Raw genomic sequence first — 17,536 nt, 5'->3', positions numbered from 1 at the left:
GTTGTGCGCGCGCAGGACAACCAATACCCCGGACCGGCCAACCCGGGCGAGCCGCCCTCGCGGGTCCTGAGCATCGACCGAGACACCGCCCAAGACCATGAGCGGCTGCATCTGCATGCGCACCCCGAGCCAATGCTCACCTGGAGTTCGACCGCAACCCTGGTGGGCACCGTCGCCGGCCGGGACTGGCTGATTCCGCCCGGCTACGGACTGTGGGTGCCCGGCGGAGTCGAGCACTCCGGCGCCGTGCTGCACGCCGGGGAGATCACAACGATCGCCTTCCCCGCCGGCCGCTTCCCCCTCGCCTGGACCGAGCCCACCAGCTTCGCCGTCGGCCGACTACTGGGAGAGATCATCACGCACCTGCATCGGATCGTTCCCGACGATCCCACCCGCCCAGCGGCCGAGGAGCTGATGTTCCAGCTACTCACCCCGCTACCGGCGTATCACATCCAGATCACTATGCCGGCCGACAGCCGGGCCCGCGCGATCGCCGAACGGCTCATCGCCCACCCGGACGACCGGCGCGAGCTCACTGCGTGGGCCGATCACGTCCATGCCAGCGTGCGTACTCTGTCCCGGCTGTTCCGCACCGAAACCGGACTCACCTTCGCCACCTGGCGCACCCACGTCCGCATCCGTGCCGCCATCCCGATGCTTACCAGTGGCACCTCGGTGAGCACCACCGCCCGGAAAGTCGGCTACCACAAGTCCAGCTCGTTCATCGCAGCCTTCCACCGCGTCACCGGCCACACGCCCGGCACCTATCTACCCCAACAGGAGTAGGCCCTGACATCTGCGATGGTGTTGACCCGCGTCAGGTCAGTGGGGACAGGAAGGACCACAATCGTCCTTCGGGGTCGCGTGCGCCGTACTCGCGGGACCCGTAGGGCTGATCGGTGGGCGGATAGACGATCTCGGCCCCGTGCTCTTCGGCTCGCCGGTAGTGCGCGTCGACATCCTCGACCACGATCGACATCTGTTCAGTGGATGCGCCGAGGGCGAGGGGCGATTGCAGTCTGAACCGTTCTGACACGGCGTGCAGCCATATCACGCCATCGCCCGCGGTGACCTCGGCGTGGTAGACCGTGCCGTCCGGTGCCTGCGCCACCCGGCCCGGTTCGAAACCGAACACGGTGGTCAGGAACTCGTGCGCTGCGGCGATGTCGCGGTAGACGATCGTGGGGATCCGGCGCTGGATCGTTGTGCTGAGCATGGACATGTCCTCCAAGATGTGCAGGTATTCGTGGATGTCGATATCGTGGCGATCTCGTGTGAGTGTGTCGGAAATCGCGGCCAGCCGGTTGCGTAGCCGATGCTCGACGCCGAGTCGGTGATCTATCCGGCCGATGTGCCGGTTGATCGTTGCCAGAAGATCCCAGCGGGGGTCATCGAGCGTCGCGCTGATCTCGTCCAGGGCGAATCCGAGCTGCCGTAGCGTCACGATCCGGTACAGCCGCTGCACATCGTCGGCCGCGTACAGCCGGTGCCCCGCGGCCGTACGCGCTGAGGGGGACAACAGGCCGATCTCGTCGTAGTAGTGCAACGTACGCACGGTCAGGCCGGTCGCCGCGGCCAACGAGCCAACCTTGGCCACGTCGCTCGTCTCACCGCCGGCGCCGTGTCTCTTCATGCAACCGACCCTATGACCTCACGCCACGTCAGGTGCAAGCCCAAGGCCGGCGACTCACCTTTCAGCCCGGAGCGATCAAAGAGGCGGGAACTGCGCCCGTGTCTTGAGGTGATTCCACCAGGTGTTGCCGCTGCCGACTTGTGTAAAGCCGCGCGCCTGGTAGAGGCGTTTTCCGTCCGGGGTTGCGTTCAGCACGGCGTCTGTTGCACCTGCCGCTGCGGCCGCTTGGCAGACGCTGGAGAGCAGTGCGGTGCCGATGCCTTGTCGTTGGAAGGGTTCGAGCACTTCCATGTCGAAGATTCCGGCGAGATTGTTCTCGCGGAACGCCCATGCACGCCCGATCGGTGTTCCGTCGCTCTGGTCTCGTGCCCCAGCGCACCACGCTGTCGGTGGGCGCAGTGTGGTCAGGGCGAGGGAGTCACCGAATGGCGAGCGCGCGTCAGGGTTTCCCGGCGTGGCGTGTTCAAGGCGGACTCGCGGATCGACTTTCACGGGTACACGGTTCAGGGGTGCGGTCATCCAGCACGGCTTCCACCCTCGGGTGAACCCGGCCTGTTCGAGCACTCCAGGGTCGACATCATTCTCCTCGCCGAGCCAGACGCCGATGATGTCGTGACCGTTGTCACGGGCGTAGCTGATGCTGCGGTTGAGCACTGGCGGAGTTAGGACAGTCGGAAACATTGCGTTCAAGCCGTCAGGTCCATCGACCCACACGGTGTCTTCGTCAGTCCAGGCCCCCCCGCCAAGAACCTCAGCCCGCGTCCGAAACCACCCGGTCTGCACTCGCTCGCAATCTGCGCTGGTCACCACACCACAACGATAGTAAGAACCAGCTCGGCGTACCGCGGTGGAGTTATCCACAGGTCGCACGCTGTAGATCGTTGAATTTATGCGGTAGACGCTCGGTCGAGACTCACGGTGCGAGGGGGTCGAGGTCAGTTTCCCCCCACGCCTTCGGCAGCGAGCGTGTCTCGAAGAGGAAGCCCACTGCGACCTCGGTCGGAGCGGGCTTCCTCATGTCTGCTCTATTGGGTTGACAGGCGCGAGTCCTCGAATGAGGGCGGCGAGCCCGGTCTCGAACTCGTGGTCCGGGCCCATGGCGACGACGTCCCGGATGCTCTCAAGGAAGTGGCTTGCTTCGTCATCGGATCGGCTGGTTGCAATGACGATATTGCCGCCGTCGCGGGCGGTTTGCTGCTCGATCGCGGATCCGATCGTGTACCGCGAGACCGCGATGAGGGCGAGGACGGCCTCCGCTGCGGTGAAGCCGGCGTCCTCTAGGAGGCTCACCTGGGCGATCGCTGTGTCGAGGCGCGGGCTTCGCGAGCCGGAGGATGCGATCAGTCGGGCGCCGTCGCGGATGCTGAGCATCGCCTGGCGCATGCTCCGCGCGTTCCGCGTTACGAAGGCGTCCCACTGCTCGCCGTCATGGGGGAGACGGTCCGCGTGCCGCTGGGAGAGGATCTCGTCGGCGACGGAATCCAGTAAGTCGGCCTTGCTGGCGAAGTGGTGATACAGCGCCGGTTGGCGGATGCCCAGATGCGTCGCGATCGCGCGAAGCGACACGCCATCGAGTCCACGTTCGTCCAGCACCACGATGGCTGCGGCAATGATCGCGGCTCGGTCGGTGCGCGGCGGGTACGGCATGACTTCAGAATATCGCGGCTGGCCGCTGAAGCCTATCGCTGATAAGCTTCGTGCATCCGACTAGCGAAAGAGGATCACGTGAGCGACAAACAGGCCTGGGCTGGCACGGTGGTCAAGAAGTCGCGGGGATTGCTGGACGGATCGAATCTGTATCGGCGGCTCACTGTTCAGACCGACGCTGGCGCTACAGAGAAGATCCGCGTTAGCCGGGCACTTTGGAAAGAGCTGAAGGTCGGAGACCGCCTGGCCAAGGACGCAGGGCAAGAGCCTCGCCTCGCGTGAAAGGCAGAACGCCAGATGCACCGCCGGATTGAGCACACCCACAGCACGACAAGGAGACCATCTTGGGAGCACTTACCATCGCGATGTTCATGACCCTCGATGGCTACACGCAGACCCTCGAACGGAGCCTGATTCCACCGGCTTGGTCCGGAGACATGCAGGAGTACTGGTCGGGTGCGAACGCTCACGAAGGGCAACTCCTCCTTTACGGGCGCACCGCATTCCTGGAGAACGCCACGATCTGGCCCGCCGCGGCAAAGGACTCTCGCAACCCGGAGGAGCATCGCGCGTTCGCGGTGACCATGAACGCACTGCCGAAAGTCGTGGTCTCCGCGACTCTTACAGACCCGGGCTGGAACGCCACAGTGGAGTCCGGCCCGCTGCCCGAGGTGATCGAGCGAGTCAAGGGCGGCTTCGACGGCGAGATCGTCGCCGTTGGTGGCATCAGCCTGGTCCGCTCGCTCGCCGCCAGCGGCCTCGTTGACCGTTATCGACTCCTGGTCATGCCTCGCATCGCGGGTTCTGGAATCTCGATCTTCGACGGTGAGCACAGCCCACGAGACCTCGAACTCGTATCGCAGCGGACCATGAGCACCGGCTCCGTCGTACTCGAATACCAGCCGAAGAGCACGAGCTGACCGGCTTGCGGCGATCCATCGCGTCCACCCGTAGACGGCAGGTCAGAGCCATTCTCTGGCCTGCCGCTTGTTAGTCGGGCCCGAGCGCATCACATCACGGCGTGAACAGATCATCCAGATGTCGGTCGACCGCGGCCAACGCCGCCTCCGGGGTGATCACGTCGAGTTCGATGAGCGGTGCGAGCCCGGTCAGTGCGATCACCCGATCAGTCTCGACGTCGGGGTCGCGGTCCGAGGAGATCAACCCTGCTGATATCGACGCACGGATGAGTTCCGCCACTTGCGCGCGCCCGTCACGGAGGCCTTGGCCGGCTTGCTGCCGGAGTGCGCTGTCGTGAAGCGCTTCAAGCACGAAAGCCGCGTTTAGCCGACTGGTGGCCCGTGATTCGGGCTGGAGCGGAAGCAGTTCGGTGACCGCGGTTCGCAGGATGTCGTGAGGCGAATCGGCGCGCGCGTCCAAGCGACGCGCAACACGGTCGGCGGTCTGCTCGGCGGCGTACGACATCGCGAACGTCAGCATCTCCTGTCGGGTGCGGAAGTAGTGCTGCAACTGCCCCAGTGAGACGTTCGCCTCTTGTGCCACCGTCCGCATCGTTGCCGCCGACCAACCTTGACGATCGACGACTCGCCACAGTGCGAGCGCGATCATCGCACGACGCTCGGGATGGTCGACCTGCTTGGGCACCTCGACTCCCTTCGACTCGTAGTACAGGTTACAATACAATTGACTTAAAACGATGGAAGCGTGGTGTTTCGCAATGACTGAATCGCAACCACGCAATCCGTTTCACAACACCAGCGCTGTCGTCCTCGACGCGGAAGTCGTCATCGCGCTCATGGCCGAGCGGCAGATCCGAAAGGCCGTCGAGCGAGGAGACCTCGACGATCTGCCGGGAAGCGGGAAGCCCCTCGATCTGACCGACCACGACGATCCCGACTGGTGGCTGAAGCGCTACCTGAAACGAGAAGGCCTCGTGGTGCTTCCGCCGGCCATTCAACTCCGCAAGGACGACGCCGAACTGGACGCCAGGCTCGATGAGCTGAGAACCGAGCGTGCTGTGCGACAGGAGTTGGCAGATTTCAACCGACGCGTGGTGGAGGCTCGCTATCAGGTGGTCGGTGGGCCGCCGCTGATCACGGCCCAGCGCGATATCGATGCAACCGTTGCCGCGTGGACTGCGCGACGAGCCTCGCGACGGCCATCCGAACCGACGACTGCTGCGAAGCCGGCCCGCCGATGGCGCTGGCCAGGTCGAAGGCGCTGAGCTTCTTCAACCGACGCGCTCCGGAGTAGCGTCGGCACGATGACCGAGGACAGTGCCGGGCTCGACAACGGGGGACCCAGTCGCACGGCACTCGTGACCGCGCAGGCGCGGGCGCAGCACCAAATCGTCGACCGTCCGCTGATCCTCGACGACCCGCTCGCGATCAAACTCGTCGGCACGCCCGCCGACGAACTTGCCGCCGGAGCTCCCGAGCCCGGCACCGTGGAGGATCCGGCGATCCGGCCTCGTCGCCTGTTCTTCGCGGCGCGATCGCGCTTCGCCGAAGACGTGATCGCCGACGGGTATGCGTCTGGCACCCGGCAGGCGGTGGTGTTGGGCGCCGGGCTGGACACCTTCGCCTACCGGAACCCGCACGCCGGCCTGCGGGTCTTCGAGGTCGATCACCCCGCGTCGCAAGCCTGGAAGCGCGAGCGCTTGGCCGCCGCGGGAATCGACATCCCGGCCACCGCTGCGTTGGTGCCGGTCGACTTCGAGACCGACGACCTGGCCGACCGTCTCCGCGCGGCGGGCTTCAGCCGAACGGAACCGGCGGTGTTCGTCTGGCTCGGCGTCGTCTACTACCTCACTGCGGAGGCGGCCGACGTGACGCTCGGCTTCATCGCGGAACAGGCCCGGCCCGCCGACGTGGTCTTCGACTATCTGACCCCGCCGACCACCGGCGCAGAACGCGAGCGGCTCGCGCAGCGGGCGACGCGCGTGGCGGCGGCCGGCGAGCCCTGGTTCAGCCTCTTCACCCCCGACGAGATCGCCGGGCGATTGCACGCACTCGGCTTCACACAGATCGACGACCGATCTGCGGCCGACCTCGTCGACGGCTATCTCGGCACGACCGAGTTCGCCACGACCACGCCCGATGCGATCGCCCCGAGCCGCATCCTGCGGGCACGTACCTAGGTGTCCCTACCAACACCGTCTCCAACATGCGCAACGCTCGCCGGGGGTCTAGAAGTCGCTGCTTCAGGACTACTTCAGTGGAGGTTTCTCAGGAGCTCGGCGGTGGTGGTTGTTTCGCCGAGCTTGGGGAAGATGTGGCCGATGCTGTGTTCGTGGCTTGCCTGGTCGGGGTCGAGCATTAGGTCGGTGGGCAGGACGACGTGGTAGCCGTGCTCGTGCGCGGCTCGTGCGGTCGACTCGACCCCCATGCTGGTCGCGACACCGCCGATGACGAGTTGGGTGACACCGCGTGCGCGGAGTCTCTCGTCGAGGCCGGTGTCGTGGAACGCGCCCCAGGTGCGCTTGGTGATGAGGATGTCGTCGGGGTGTGTGCCGAGGTCCGGGGCGAGTTCGGCCCAGTCGTGGGGGCGCTCTCGTGCGGCCCGCCGGGCGTGTGCAGCGTCCGTACGTCCCGGCGCGCCGCCGGTGACGTTGACGAGGGCGACCGGTAGGGCGTGTTCGCGGAATGCGTGCGCGAGGGTCACGGCCTTGTCCAGGAGGGTGGGGACACCGGGGTGCCCGGACGCGAGGATCCCCTTCTGAAGATCGACGAGGACGAGCGCAGGAACGGTGTCGAGTGTGGTCAGTGGCATGTGTTCTCCCTGAGAGTGGGGTCGGGAAGGCCGAGACCATCCCTAACCTGACGCACCCTGCGATGGCTGGCCTGCATCAAGCTGCTTCACCATCTTCCTTCTTGCCACCTCGATAGGCGCCGTGGGTCCAGACTCGGGAATCAACCAAAAGCAGAACTCCGTGGCGGGGGTTCGGATTCAATATTGACGTGAGTTCGACGATGCGCCGCCTGAACGTGTGGGCGGCCGGGCGGCTGACCGACGACCAGCGCGCCGACCGTCGAGCGGCGATCCTTCCGACGCCGCTGCCGGGACCTGGCTTCTACGACGATCCCGGTGACCTGTCCGGGCGTGCGAACGGCGAAGTCGTGCGCGTCGAGACGGTGTCTCCGCGGATCCCACGACCGAGTGCCACCGTGCGGCGGTTCATGGTGCGCTCGACCGACACCGCGGGCGACGCGGTACCGGTGACCGCCACGCTCCTCGAACCGAAGCGCCCGTGGTCCGGCGGCGGGCCGCGCCCGGTGGTGGTGCGCAACCAGCCGATCAATTCGCTCGGCCTCAAGGCGGCGCCCAGCTATCGGCTCCGCCGCGGCACGTACGTCGACGCCCCGCCGCTGCTGCCGCTGTTACTGCGCCGCGGCTACGCGGTCCTGATCCCCGATCACGAGGGGCCGCGGATGTCGTACTCGGCCGGGGACCATGGCCGCCCACGCGGTCCTCGACTCGGTGCGCGGCATGCAATCCGTCGCGCCGGAGCTGGATGATTCGCCGATGGTGATGGACGGCTACAGCGGCGGCGCCATCGCGACGGTGTGGGCCGCGCAGGAACAACCGTCCTATGCGCCGGAACTGCGCTTCAACGGTGCCGCAGCCGGCGGGACGCCGACTGACTACTCACTGCTGCAGAACACCATGAACAAGGCGCTGGGATCGGGGCTGCTCGCCGCGGCGACGATCGGCCAGGCGCGCGAGTACCCGGAGATGACCGAGTTGTTCGGCGACTTCGCCTTCTACATGGTCACCCGCATCAAGGATCTCCCGCAGATCCCGCTGGCCGCGTCGGGGGTCGCGCGGCTGGACCTGAATGCGTTCGCCGCCATCGCCGAGCCGTTCGAGTCGGACACGGCCCGAGCGGTGATCGCAGCCAACAAGCCGGGCGGTGTCGCGCCGACGATGCCGGTCCTGCTCTACCACGGCTCACGGTCGCGGCTGGTCGGCGACCAGTTCATTCCCGAGGCCGGCGTCCTCGAACTCGCCGACACCTGGCGCGCCAAGGGGGCCGACGTGGACTACCTGCCGCTCCCCGGCGACCACATGATCGCCGCCGGCTACGCCATGCCCGCCGTGTTGCGGTGGATGCGCGAAGCTCTGGAGCGCTGAGCCGCTGCGCCGACGGGGGAGCGATCGAGGCTCCGACCCGCCCACGGTGGGGCGCTCGAGCCCTACTGCGCCCACGGAGGGGCGACGTGTTGCCCGTCGCCCATGACCGCGTTCATGCCCAGCGGCGTCGCGACCCACGCCCGCGCCGGCTGGTCGGAGTTGTTGCTGACGCGGAACCTGGCCCCCGTCGGAACGAGGACGGCGTCGCCCGGTTCGACGGTGAAGCGCTCGTCGTCGACTTCGACGTCGAGGCGACCGTCGAGGACGTGCAAGACCTCTTCGTCGGTCATCGAGTGGGCGGTGCCCGGGGTGTGCGGCGGGAAGTCGGCGCGCCAAGCGGCCATGCGGGTCGCGCCGCTGTGGGAGGCGGCGAAGGAGTGGAAGGTGACGCCGTGCAGGTCGAAGCTGCGGGCGTTCGCGGTGGTCAGGTGGGTCATCGGATCTCCTCGGATAATTGGTCAACATGATTGACTATATATGGTCAACTAGATTGACCGCAACGGGATAGGATCGCCCCATGCCAGTGACCGACGACGCCGTGATGCCGTTCCTGCTGATCTCCGCCTTCCGGCGGCTCGTCGACGCTGTGCACGCGGACCTGGCGAACGAGGGCTTCCCGGGTGTCCGCGCGACGCACGGATTCGCCATGCAGGCCGTCGGGGAGGGCTGTAGCGGCGTCGAGCTCGCGGCGCGGTTGGGCGTGTCCAAGCAGGCCGCGGCCAAGCAGGCGGCGGCGCTCGAAGACCTGGGCTTCATCACCCGTGGGCCGAGTCCGACCGATCGGCGCGAGCGCCTCCTCACTCCGACGCCGCGCGGCCGCGAGATGCTCCGGCTGTCGGCCGACGGGTTCCGCCGCGAGGTCGCCGCGTGGCGGGGGAGGGTCGGCGACGGCGCGGTCGACGCGACGCTGCGGGCACTCGCCGGCGTGGCCGACGGTCGCAGCGCGGTCGACCTGTCCTTCTGGTCGTAGGGCTCAGCCCGAGAAGGTGGTGCCGTCGAGCGACTCGCGGATGAGATCGGCATGGCCGGCGTGCTGGGCGGTCTCGGTGGCGATGTGGAGGAACGCGCGTCGAGCCGACCACGCGACCTCAGGGCCTCCCCGCCGACTGGGGAAGGGGTGGCTCGCCTCGAGGGAATCGAGCGTGGCCACCAGCCGGTCGGTGTGCGCGGCGGCTGTCGCGTAGCCGTCGAGCAGGCTTGCCAGCGTCTCCTCGGAGGCGAGCCGGAAATCATCGCCGTCGGCCATGCCACGGGCCACCGTGCGTGAGGCGTCGATGCCGCCGACGGCGAAGGCCGCCCAGGATCGCTCGACGAAGGCGACGTGCTTGATCAGACCCGCCAGGGTCAAGTCGCTCACGGTCGTGCGACGGGTCGCCTCCTCGGTCGAGAGGCCGTCGGTCGTCTGACGCAGGTGTGCTCGGGCGCGGCGCAGGGAGGCGAGCACATCGGCGCGCTCCGCGTCGTCACGCACCGGCTCGTCCGGCCTGCAGGCGCAGACCCTCCAGGATCAACTTGAGGCCGGCCTTGAACTGCTCGGTGTCGTCGTGGCCGTCGAATTCGTCGACGATGAAATGCATGAACGGGTACTGCGCGGGGTCGAGGGCGCGCCAACCGTCGGCGGCCTCGCTGAGGAACTCGTTGCGATTGGTCCGCCCCTCGATGAGCTCGGCCGGGGGTGTCTGGCCAAGGTCGGTGGCCGTGCCGATGACGAAGCTGGTCACGGCGGACACGGCGCCGAATGCCTCGCGGGGAGTGAGGTCCAGGCGCATGATCTGTTGGCCGATGAGTTCGTAGATCTGCATACCCGACGTGTGCGCATCGGTGTCGCGCATGAGCAGGGTGCCGAGCCACGGGCGGTCGACGACGGCGTCGAACAATGCTTGGGCGATCGAGCGGATGTCGTCGATCGGGTCGTCCGCGCCGTTGAACCCACGGGCCTTGTCCACCACGCCCTGCAGGACGTGGTCGGTGGCCTTGTCCAGGAGTTCTTCCTTGCTGGAGACGTACCAGTAGATGGAGGCGACACCCCCGCCGAGCCGCGCGGCCAAGGCGCGGAAGGTGAGTCCTTGTTCGCCCTGCTCGTCGAGGAGGGCGACGGCCTCGGACAGCACCGCGTCCATCGAGTGCGAAGCGCGCCGTCGACCCTTGCGCGGCGCCTGGTCCCGTGTGGTCACGATCGCTCCTTGTCGTCGTCGCCTTGCATTGTATCGAACGCCGTTCTATTCTAGCGAACGTCGTTCGATAACCGAACACTGTTCGATACTTGGAGGTGTCCCATGACGACCCCGGATACGACGTCGCCGGCGCGTGGCTACCCGTCGCTGCGCGCGGCCTGGATCCCGTTGTTCGCGCTGTGCCTGGCGTTCTTCGTCGAGATGGTCGACAACACGCTGCTCACCATTGCGCTCCCGACGATCGGCCGCGACCTGGGTGCGGGCACCACCGACCTGCAGTGGGTCACCGGCGCCTACTCGCTGACCTTCGGCGGCCTGTTGCTCACCGCCGGATCGGCGGCCGACCGCCTCGGGCGGCGCCGCGTGCTGCTCTGGGGGCTGGCGGCGTTCGGCCTGATCAGCATCGGTGTGCTGGCCGTCCACTCACCCGGCGAGCTGATCGCACTGCGCGCGGTCCTCGGCGTCGCCGCCGCGATGATGGCCCCGATCACCAACTCGCTGGTCTTCCGCCTGTTCGACGACGATGCCCTGCGGATGCGTGCGATGACGCTGATGATTGTCGTCGGCATGAGCGGCTTCATCCTCGGCCCCGTGCTCGGCGGTACCGCCCTGGCACACGTCGGATGGGAGTGGCTCGTCCTGGTCAACGCCCCGATCGCCCTCATCGCGTGGATCGGCGTGCGACTCGGCGTTCCCGCCGACGACCCCGACGGGCTCACCGACGACAAGCTGGACCTGCCCGGCGCCGCGTTGAGCGTCCTCGCGATCGGCCTGGCGTGCTACACGCTGACCTCCGGCGTGGAGAACGGCTGGGGCTCGATGGTCACCATCGGTTCGATCCTCGGCGCCCTCGTCGCCGCCACCGCCTTCGTCTGGCACGAGCGGCGCACTCCGGAGCCGATGCTGGATCTCGGCGTGTTCGGCAACGGCACGGTGCGCGGCGCCGCAATCGCGCAGGTCGGCACGTCGATTGCGATGGCCGGCGTCATGTTCGGACTGATCCTGCACTTCCAGTACGCCTACGGCTGGAGTCCGATGAAGGCTGGCCTGGCGAACCTCCCGATGATCCTGACCATGATCGTCGGCACCCCGATCTCGGAGATGCTCGCCAAACGACTCGGCCACCGCATCGCGACGCTGATCGGCGCCGGGCTGCTCGCCGGCGCGCTGGCCGGGCTGGCGTGGGGCGTCGAGCACGGCTACGTGTGGATCGCGGTGTTCCTGGTGATGCTCACCCTGGGGCTGCGCACCGTGATGACCATCTGCGCCGTCGCCCTCGTGGGCGCGATGCCCGAGAACCGCACGTCGGTCGGCGCGGCGCTCAACGACACCGCGCAGGAGGTCGGCAGCAGCGTCGGCACAGCGGTGGTCGGCACCTTCATCGCGGCGCTCGTCACCGCCGTCCTGCCGACGGGCAAGTGGAGCACCCAGCTCGTCGACCAGTACTTCCACGGCGAACGGATCACCTACGCGATCCTCGCGGTGATCGTCGGCCTGATCGCCTGCTGGGGCGCCCTCACCCTCACCGACTCGCGGGAGACGGACGAGCACGCCTAGCGCTACGGGACGAGGATCGCGCGCCCGACCAGTTTGCCGCCGGTGAGATCGTCGATGGCCTTCTGGAAGTCCTCGAGCGGGTAGGTCGTGTACTCGACGTGGATCTTGCCCTGGTTGGCCATCGCCAACACCTCGAGCAGGTCAGCGCGCGTGCCGCCGTACGGACGCTGGACGTCGACGCCCCAGGGGATGCGCGGGTCGATGGCCGCGGCCTCGGGGAACTGTCCACCACCGAGTCCGACGAGCCGCACGAGGCCCTCGGGGGCGATGACGGCCGCGGCGAGGTCGACGGTCGGCTGGACGCCGACCATATCCAGGAAGACGTCGACGCCGTAGCCGTTGGTCTCGGCGAGGATCTTCTCGGCCGTGTCCGGACCCGACGTCAGAACGACGTCGGCGCCGAGCTTGGTCGCGAGCTCGAGCTTGGCCGGATCGGTGTCGACGGCGATGATGCGCGACCCACAGATGTGCTTGAGGATCTGCAGTGCCGAGTGTCCGAGGCCGCCGATCCCGGTCAGCACCACGGTGGCGTTCGGCGTCAGGCGGTGGCGCGTGGTGTTGATCGCGTGCATCGGCGTCAGCGCAGCGTCGGTGAGCGGACCGGCGCCGACCGGGTCGATGTCGCCGAGCGGCAGGGCGTGGCGGGCGGGGACGATCATGTACTCGGCCATCGCGCCGTCGGTGGTCAGACCCGGCGCTGCCGGGAAGCTGTCGCGGCCACCGGTGACCTCGCAGGCGTTGTCGCGGCCCTCGACGCAGGCGCGACAGTTGCCGCAGCTCCACACCAGGTTCACCAGGACCGGATCGCCGACCTTGTGCTCGCTCACCGCAGGGCCGAGGGCGTCGACCACGCCCGCTCCCTCATGGCCGAGGGTGAGGTCGAACTTCGGCCAGTCCTCGCCCATCTCGATGACGTGCAGATCCGAGTGGCACAGACCCGCACCGGCGACCTTGACCCGGATCTCGCCGGGCCCGGGTTCGGGGACAGGCACCTCCTCGAGGGTGACCGTTCCCGGGCTGCTGAGCTTGACGGCGCGCATGGCGACTCCTTCGATGGCGCGGATGTATGCACCTTCGACGATAGGTCCGCTCCCGCCGTCGCGAGGATCGGCGAGGTGTCCGTCCGCGCGATGTTCCCCGGTTGGGGTGCCGGAGTTCACCCCCTCGACAACAGCGCGCGCGGCAACGGGAAATCGGCGGTCAGTACGGTGAGTGCGTGGACATCCGCCTCGTCGTCTCGGACATGGACGGGACACTGCTGCTCGACGACGGGAGCGTGCCCGACGACTTCTGGCCGCTGTTGGCGGAGATGAACCGGCGCGGCATCGCCTTCGTGCCCGCGTCGGGGCGCCAACTCGCGACGCTGCAGCGGCTTTTCGCCGAACGCGGCGGCCCAGACCTGTCTTACATCGCCGAGAACGGCACGCTGGTGTGGCGGGCCGGCAAGGTCCTCTCCACGACGACGCTGCCCGACGAGGCCGCGCTCGGCGTCGTCGAGGCGGTCCGCACAGCGACCGCCGACGGCGCGAACCTGGGGGTGGTCGTGTGCCGCGCCGGGGGAGCGGTCGTCGAGCGCACCGACGACCCGTTCGTCGCCGAATGCGCGCGGTACTACGTGCAGCTGGATTGCGTTGAGGATCTGGCCGAGCACTGCCGCGACGTGCTGAAGTTGGCGATCTTCGACTTCGACGATGCCGCGACGGCCGCCGAGCGCTATTTCGCCGACGTCGATCAGCAGGTGGTCGTGTCCGGCGCCCACTGGATCGACGTCATGGACCGCAGCGCGAACAAGGGCCACGGCGTACGGGCGCTCCAGGCCGCACTCGGTGTCAGTGCTGAGCAGACCGCGGCCTTCGGCGACTACCTCAACGACGTCGAGATGCTGGCCGCGGCCGGGCACTCGTTCGCGGTCGCGAACGCGCACCCGGCAATCGCGGCACAGGCGGGGCGACGCATCCCCAGCAATGCTGAACAGGGCGTCATCGTCGCCCTGCGAGAGATCCTCGACGCCTAGTTGGCGGCGTCGTACGCCTCGACGATGTGGCCGGGGATCCGGCCCCGGTCGCTCACCTGGTAGCCATTGCTGTTGGCCCAATCGCGGATCTTCTGCGTCTCGAGCTTCCCGCGGCCACCGCCGTGGCGGCGACCCGAGCGCACCGGACGGGCGGCGTCGATGTACTTGGCCAGCGACTCGCGGAACGCCGCGGCGTTGCGGGGGGAGGTGTCGAATTCATACGACCGGCCGTCGACGCTGAACCGCACGGTTTCATGCTCGTCCAATTGCGCACCGTCGAGGTCGTCGAAAACCTGGATAACCGCTTTGCGTGCCATTTTCTCCCCTTATTACCTATTTAAGCCGCACGTATTCTCGTGCCGCTTCACTACGGGGACGATAACAGCATTTCCTTAACGCGGGCTGTTAAGGAAACTACGACGTCGGCGTGATGGACGGCTCGACGGCGCCGCTTTGCGTCGGTGCCGGTGCATTGCTGCTCGAGTCATCGTCAGGCGCCGGGCCGCGCATTGTCCGCGGCGCGCGCTGGTCGGCGCGGATCTCCCGATAGCCGTCTTTGGTGATCGCGAATCCGGAATCGGTCGACTGTAGGCAGAAGAGGCCGTCGACGGAATTGAGGCATTTGAACCGGCCGGCCGCGAGCGTGCGGTTGAACGGCAGGATCGTCGAGCGGGTCATCACGGGGTAGAGGTTGGCGCAGGCGCCGGAGGCCGCGCCGGCGGCGCCCAGCGTCGCCATGTGCGCGTCCCACTGACAACTTGCCGGGGTTCCCCGCGGCGGAGCGGGTGCGCCCTCGACCTTGTCCGAGACGCACGAGAGGGTGCCGGTTCCGTTCGCGCCCGTCGAGCACTGGACGGTGCGGTCGGGGGTGCTGAAGTGGAAGCCGCTGGAATCGGTGAGTGGATCGCGCTGCGTCTTGGCGCCCCGGTGGAATCGCTCGGCATCGGCGCGCGGGGCGACGTTGACGATGTGACCGTAGGACCAGTCGTCCCAGTCGCCGGGCGCCGAATCGCGTTCCTCCTGCGCCGACGGGTCGACCGAGGTGCTGTCCACCGACGATTCCGTGGTCAGCGCGTTGGTGCCGGGGATGACGATCGTGCGCGACGATTCGGGCGTCGCCAGATCGGACACGATCGAACAACCGCCCAGGCAGGCGACGGCGGTGGTGGCGATCAGCGTGAACGCCGCGGCGCCGGCGAGGCGCACCCGTCGCCGCGCCATCGGCGATCGTCCGTACCCTTGCATGCTGTGGCGACTCCCAAGATCGTGCTGTTCTACGTGTTCGCGCCGCTGGCCGACCCCGAGGCGATCCGGCTCTGGCAACAGGCCATCGCGTCGGCGTCGAATCTGCGGGGAAGGATCATCGTCTCGCCCCACGGTATCAACGTCACGGTCGGTGGGGAGCTGACCGACGTGAAACGGTATGTCCGGGCCACCCGCGAGTACCCGGCTTTCAAGGAGGCCGACGTGAAATGGTCCGCGGGGACGGGGTCGGACTTCCCTAAGCTGTCGGTCAAGGTTCGCCCGGAGATCGTGACCTTCGGCGACCCGTCTCGGGTGCGCGTCGACGAGCACGGCGTCGTCGGCGGTGGCACGCGATTGGAACCGGCCGCGGTCAACCGGTTGGTCGCCGAACGCGGTGACGACGTCGTATTCCTGGACGGGCGCAATGCGATTGAAGGGCGAATCGGACGATTTCGCAGCGCCGTCGTCCCCGCTGCGGAGACGACGCGCGACCTGTTGACGCTCGTCGACGACGGCGAGTTCGACGCCTATCGGAATCGGCCGGTCGTCACCTATTGCACCGGCGGAGTGCGTTGCGAGGTACTCAGCGCACTGCTCGTCGATCGGGGATTCTCCGAGGTCTATCAGATCGACGGCGGAATCGTCCGCTACGGCGAACAGTTCGGCGACGACGGCCTGTGGGAGGGATCGCTCTACGTTTTCGACAGTCGGATGAGTGTGGACTTCTCCGACCATGCAGCCGTCATCGGCGAATGCGGCAAATGCGGTGCGCCGACCAACAACGTCGCCAATTTCCCCGACGCCGATGGACGCGACCTGATGGTCGTTTGCGGCGATTGTCTGCCATGAGGAGCGGCGAACGCGGCGTTCCGGTCATCGTGTTGGCCGGGTTCCTAGGTGCTGGGAAGACGACGCTGCTCAATCATCTGCTGCGCCGCGCGGACGGCGTGCGCTTCGGCGTCATCGTGAACGACTTCGGGGCCGTCAACGTCGACGCGCTTCTGGTGGCCGGACAGGTCGACGGCGTGGTGGGCTTCGGGAACGGCTGCCTGTGCTGCGCCACCGACTCGGACGGCTTCGAGGATTCGGTGGCGACGCTGGTGCACTCCGGGGTCGACGCGGTGCTGGTCGAGGCCTCCGGCATCGCCGAGCCGCGCAGTCTGATCCGGCGCGTCGTCGCACTGACGGACCCCGCGGCGGCGTACGGCGGAATGGTCTACGTGCTCGATGCCGCCGCTTTCGCCGAGGGCGCACTGCCCGGCGGTGCTCTGCGACAGGCGCGCGATGCCGACCTGGTCGTCGTCAACAAGGCCGACCTCGTCGATGCCGAGGGATTGCGGGAGTTGACGTCGGCGCTCGACGAGATCAACGACAGCGCGCCGCGCGTGGTCACGACCGAGGCGGTGGTGGATCCCGCGCTGCTGGTCGATCCTCGCGAACGGTCGGCGGTCGTCGGACCGCGCCAACTCACACTCGACGAGTTACTCCGGGCCGAGGAGGAGCCCGACGACCACGATCACACCGGCCACCTGCACGAGCAGTACGCGCAGCGCACCTGGGAATCGGACGACGCGGTCAACCCCCGCGCCCTCGCCCGACTGCTGGAACGACCGCCGGCCGGTTGCTACCGCCTCAAGGGGTGGGCGCACGTGGATTCGGACTTCTACACCGGATCGCTGGAGTTCTCCGCGGTCGGGGGACGCGTCCGCGCGCAGCGGGCACCTCGTCGCAGCGGCGGACCGCGCAACGTCGTCGTGCTGATCGGCGTCGACATGGACGATGCGCAGGTCGACGCAGCGTGTGCCGGGCTGACCGGGCCCGTCGTCGACGACGAATACGGCGCACTGAGCCTGCTGCGCTATGACCCGGCTTCCACAGCCGGGGTGGTGGATTCGGACGATTCGGACTGATCGCCCGCCGGTGAAGGTCACGGCTCAGATCACATCCTGCTAACAGATGCGCTCCCGGCTTGCCGCTGCTGTCAGCCGATGGTTCGCTTGTTACTGAAGTTACTAGTGTGACTAGTGGTGTTTACACCGGAGGAAGACCCATCATGCGCAAGTCCCTGACCGCCGTGGCGATGTTCGCCGCCGTTTCGGCATCCATCGCCGTGGCGCCGAGTGCCCAGGCCGCACCCCGGCCCGCCGCTCCGCGTCCGGCCGCGCCCGCGGC

At 67.6% G+C, this 17,536-nt stretch carries 21 protein-coding genes and 1 pseudogene; 11 read left to right on the top strand and 11 right to left on the bottom strand.

The window, feature by feature from the left end; translation table 11 throughout:
- The first annotated feature begins 3 nt into the window (after positions 1-3).
- Positions 4-786 (top strand): AraC family transcriptional regulator, encoded by a 783-nt coding sequence (locus tag QM634_RS04075; protein ID WP_415041497.1) that lies wholly within the window; start codon positions 4-6, stop codon positions 784-786.
- Between the two features lie 31 nt (positions 787-817).
- Here QM634_RS04075 and QM634_RS04070 read toward each other — a convergent pair whose 3' ends face one another.
- The 3 genes from QM634_RS04070 to QM634_RS04060 form a co-directional block, all read right to left on the bottom strand.
- The gene (locus QM634_RS04070) at positions 818-1,633 is read right to left on the bottom strand and encodes a MerR family transcriptional regulator (protein ID WP_415041496.1); all 816 of its coding nucleotides are present in this window, start codon (positions 1,631-1,633) and stop codon (positions 818-820) included.
- Between the two features lie 75 nt (positions 1,634-1,708).
- Positions 1,709-2,287, bottom strand: coding sequence for a GNAT family N-acetyltransferase (locus QM634_RS04065; protein ID WP_415041495.1), 579 nt, complete (start codon positions 2,285-2,287; stop codon positions 1,709-1,711).
- Positions 2,288-2,647: 360 nt separating this feature from the next.
- Complete coding sequence (locus QM634_RS04060; protein ID WP_415041494.1) at positions 2,648-3,280, bottom strand: TetR/AcrR family transcriptional regulator C-terminal domain-containing protein; 633 nt, start codon at positions 3,278-3,280, stop codon at positions 2,648-2,650.
- A gap of 78 nt (positions 3,281-3,358) precedes the next feature.
- Between QM634_RS04060 and QM634_RS04055 the strand changes: the two genes are divergently transcribed.
- Positions 3,359-3,562, top strand: a complete 204-nt coding sequence (locus QM634_RS04055) for a hypothetical protein (RefSeq protein WP_415041493.1) — start codon at positions 3,359-3,361, stop codon at positions 3,560-3,562.
- 62 nt (positions 3,563-3,624) lie between these two features.
- A complete protein-coding gene (locus QM634_RS04050) occupies positions 3,625-4,200 on the top strand; it encodes a dihydrofolate reductase family protein (RefSeq protein WP_415041492.1) in 576 nt (191 codons plus the stop codon).
- A 94-nt stretch (positions 4,201-4,294) separates the two neighbouring features.
- Here the strand turns inward: QM634_RS04050 and QM634_RS04045 are convergent, their stop codons facing one another.
- The gene (locus tag QM634_RS04045; RefSeq protein ID WP_415041491.1) at positions 4,295-4,885 is read right to left on the bottom strand and encodes a TetR/AcrR family transcriptional regulator; all 591 of its coding nucleotides are present in this window, start codon (positions 4,883-4,885) and stop codon (positions 4,295-4,297) included.
- A gap of 73 nt (positions 4,886-4,958) precedes the next feature.
- On the opposite strand from QM634_RS04045, the gene QM634_RS04040 reads away from it, so the two are divergent.
- Both QM634_RS04040 and QM634_RS04035 read left to right on the top strand, forming a co-directional pair.
- On the top strand, positions 4,959-5,465 hold the full coding sequence (locus QM634_RS04040) for a DUF1992 domain-containing protein (protein WP_415041490.1): 507 nt from the start codon (positions 4,959-4,961) through the stop codon (positions 5,463-5,465).
- Positions 5,466-5,504: 39 nt separating this feature from the next.
- Positions 5,505-6,380 carry a class I SAM-dependent methyltransferase gene (locus QM634_RS04035; protein ID WP_415041489.1) on the top strand — a complete coding sequence of 292 codons (876 nt, stop codon included), beginning with the start codon at positions 5,505-5,507 and terminating at the stop codon, positions 6,378-6,380.
- Positions 6,381-6,454: 74 nt separating this feature from the next.
- Here QM634_RS04035 and QM634_RS04030 read toward each other — a convergent pair whose 3' ends face one another.
- Entirely contained in the window at positions 6,455-7,012 is a 558-nt protein-coding gene (locus QM634_RS04030; RefSeq protein ID WP_415041488.1) for an isochorismatase family protein, read from the bottom strand.
- Between the two features lie 200 nt (positions 7,013-7,212).
- Here QM634_RS04030 and QM634_RS04025 point away from each other — a divergent pair.
- Positions 7,213-8,374 (top strand): annotated as a pseudogene (locus tag QM634_RS04025) (lipase family protein).
- A 62-nt stretch (positions 8,375-8,436) separates the two neighbouring features.
- On the opposite strand, the gene QM634_RS04020 reads toward QM634_RS04025, so the two are convergent.
- Complete coding sequence (locus QM634_RS04020; RefSeq protein ID WP_415041487.1) at positions 8,437-8,811, bottom strand: cupin domain-containing protein; 375 nt, start codon at positions 8,809-8,811, stop codon at positions 8,437-8,439.
- 80 nt (positions 8,812-8,891) lie between these two features.
- Between QM634_RS04020 and QM634_RS04015 the strand changes: the two genes are divergently transcribed.
- Positions 8,892-9,344, top strand: a complete 453-nt coding sequence (locus QM634_RS04015) for a MarR family winged helix-turn-helix transcriptional regulator (RefSeq protein WP_415041486.1) — start codon at positions 8,892-8,894, stop codon at positions 9,342-9,344.
- 3 nt (positions 9,345-9,347) lie between these two features.
- On the opposite strand, the gene QM634_RS04010 is transcribed toward QM634_RS04015, so the two are convergent.
- Together QM634_RS04010 and QM634_RS04005 are read right to left on the bottom strand one after the other, a co-directional pair.
- Positions 9,348-9,845, bottom strand: a complete 498-nt coding sequence (locus QM634_RS04010; protein WP_415041485.1) for a DinB family protein — start codon at positions 9,843-9,845, stop codon at positions 9,348-9,350.
- Positions 9,838-10,548: a TetR/AcrR family transcriptional regulator gene (locus QM634_RS04005; protein ID WP_415041484.1), complete on the bottom strand. Its 711-nt coding sequence runs from the start codon at positions 10,546-10,548 to the stop codon at positions 9,838-9,840. The genes QM634_RS04010 and QM634_RS04005 overlap by 8 nt, the downstream gene beginning before the upstream one ends.
- Positions 10,549-10,650: 102 nt before the next feature.
- On the opposite strand from QM634_RS04005, the gene QM634_RS04000 reads away from it, so the two are divergent.
- Complete coding sequence (locus QM634_RS04000) at positions 10,651-12,105, top strand: MFS transporter (protein WP_415041483.1); 1,455 nt, start codon at positions 10,651-10,653, stop codon at positions 12,103-12,105.
- Between the two features lie 2 nt (positions 12,106-12,107).
- Here QM634_RS04000 and QM634_RS03995 read toward each other — a convergent pair whose 3' ends face one another.
- Positions 12,108-13,145 (bottom strand): NAD(P)-dependent alcohol dehydrogenase, encoded by a 1,038-nt coding sequence (locus QM634_RS03995; protein ID WP_415041482.1) that lies wholly within the window; start codon positions 13,143-13,145, stop codon positions 12,108-12,110.
- A 176-nt stretch (positions 13,146-13,321) separates the two neighbouring features.
- On the opposite strand from QM634_RS03995, the gene QM634_RS03990 reads away from it, so the two are divergent.
- A complete protein-coding gene (locus tag QM634_RS03990; RefSeq protein WP_415041481.1) occupies positions 13,322-14,119 on the top strand; it encodes a Cof-type HAD-IIB family hydrolase in 798 nt (265 codons plus the stop codon).
- On the opposite strand, the gene QM634_RS03985 is transcribed toward QM634_RS03990, so the two are convergent.
- The gene (locus QM634_RS03985; RefSeq protein WP_415041480.1) at positions 14,116-14,436 is read right to left on the bottom strand and encodes a histone-like nucleoid-structuring protein Lsr2; all 321 of its coding nucleotides are present in this window, start codon (positions 14,434-14,436) and stop codon (positions 14,116-14,118) included. The genes QM634_RS03990 and QM634_RS03985 overlap by 4 nt on opposite strands.
- A 97-nt stretch (positions 14,437-14,533) precedes the next feature.
- Positions 14,534-15,340 carry a hypothetical protein gene (locus QM634_RS03980; RefSeq protein WP_415041479.1) on the bottom strand — a complete coding sequence of 269 codons (807 nt, stop codon included), beginning with the start codon at positions 15,338-15,340 and terminating at the stop codon, positions 14,534-14,536.
- A gap of 27 nt (positions 15,341-15,367) precedes the next feature.
- On the opposite strand from QM634_RS03980, the gene QM634_RS03975 reads away from it, so the two are divergent.
- Positions 15,368-16,213 carry a rhodanese-related sulfurtransferase gene (locus QM634_RS03975; RefSeq protein WP_415041478.1) on the top strand — a complete coding sequence of 282 codons (846 nt, stop codon included), beginning with the start codon at positions 15,368-15,370 and terminating at the stop codon, positions 16,211-16,213.
- Complete coding sequence (locus tag QM634_RS03970) at positions 16,210-17,274, top strand: CobW family GTP-binding protein (protein ID WP_415041477.1); 1,065 nt, start codon at positions 16,210-16,212, stop codon at positions 17,272-17,274. The genes QM634_RS03975 and QM634_RS03970 overlap by 4 nt, the downstream gene beginning before the upstream one ends.
- The last annotated feature ends 262 nt before the right edge of the window (positions 17,275-17,536 follow it).

Origin of the sequence: Gordonia sp. (in: high G+C Gram-positive bacteria) (assembly GCF_047606305.1) — a bacterium.
GTDB lineage: Bacteria > Actinomycetota > Actinomycetes > Mycobacteriales > Mycobacteriaceae > Gordonia.
This window is presented reverse-complemented; position numbering and strand designations above follow the sequence as displayed.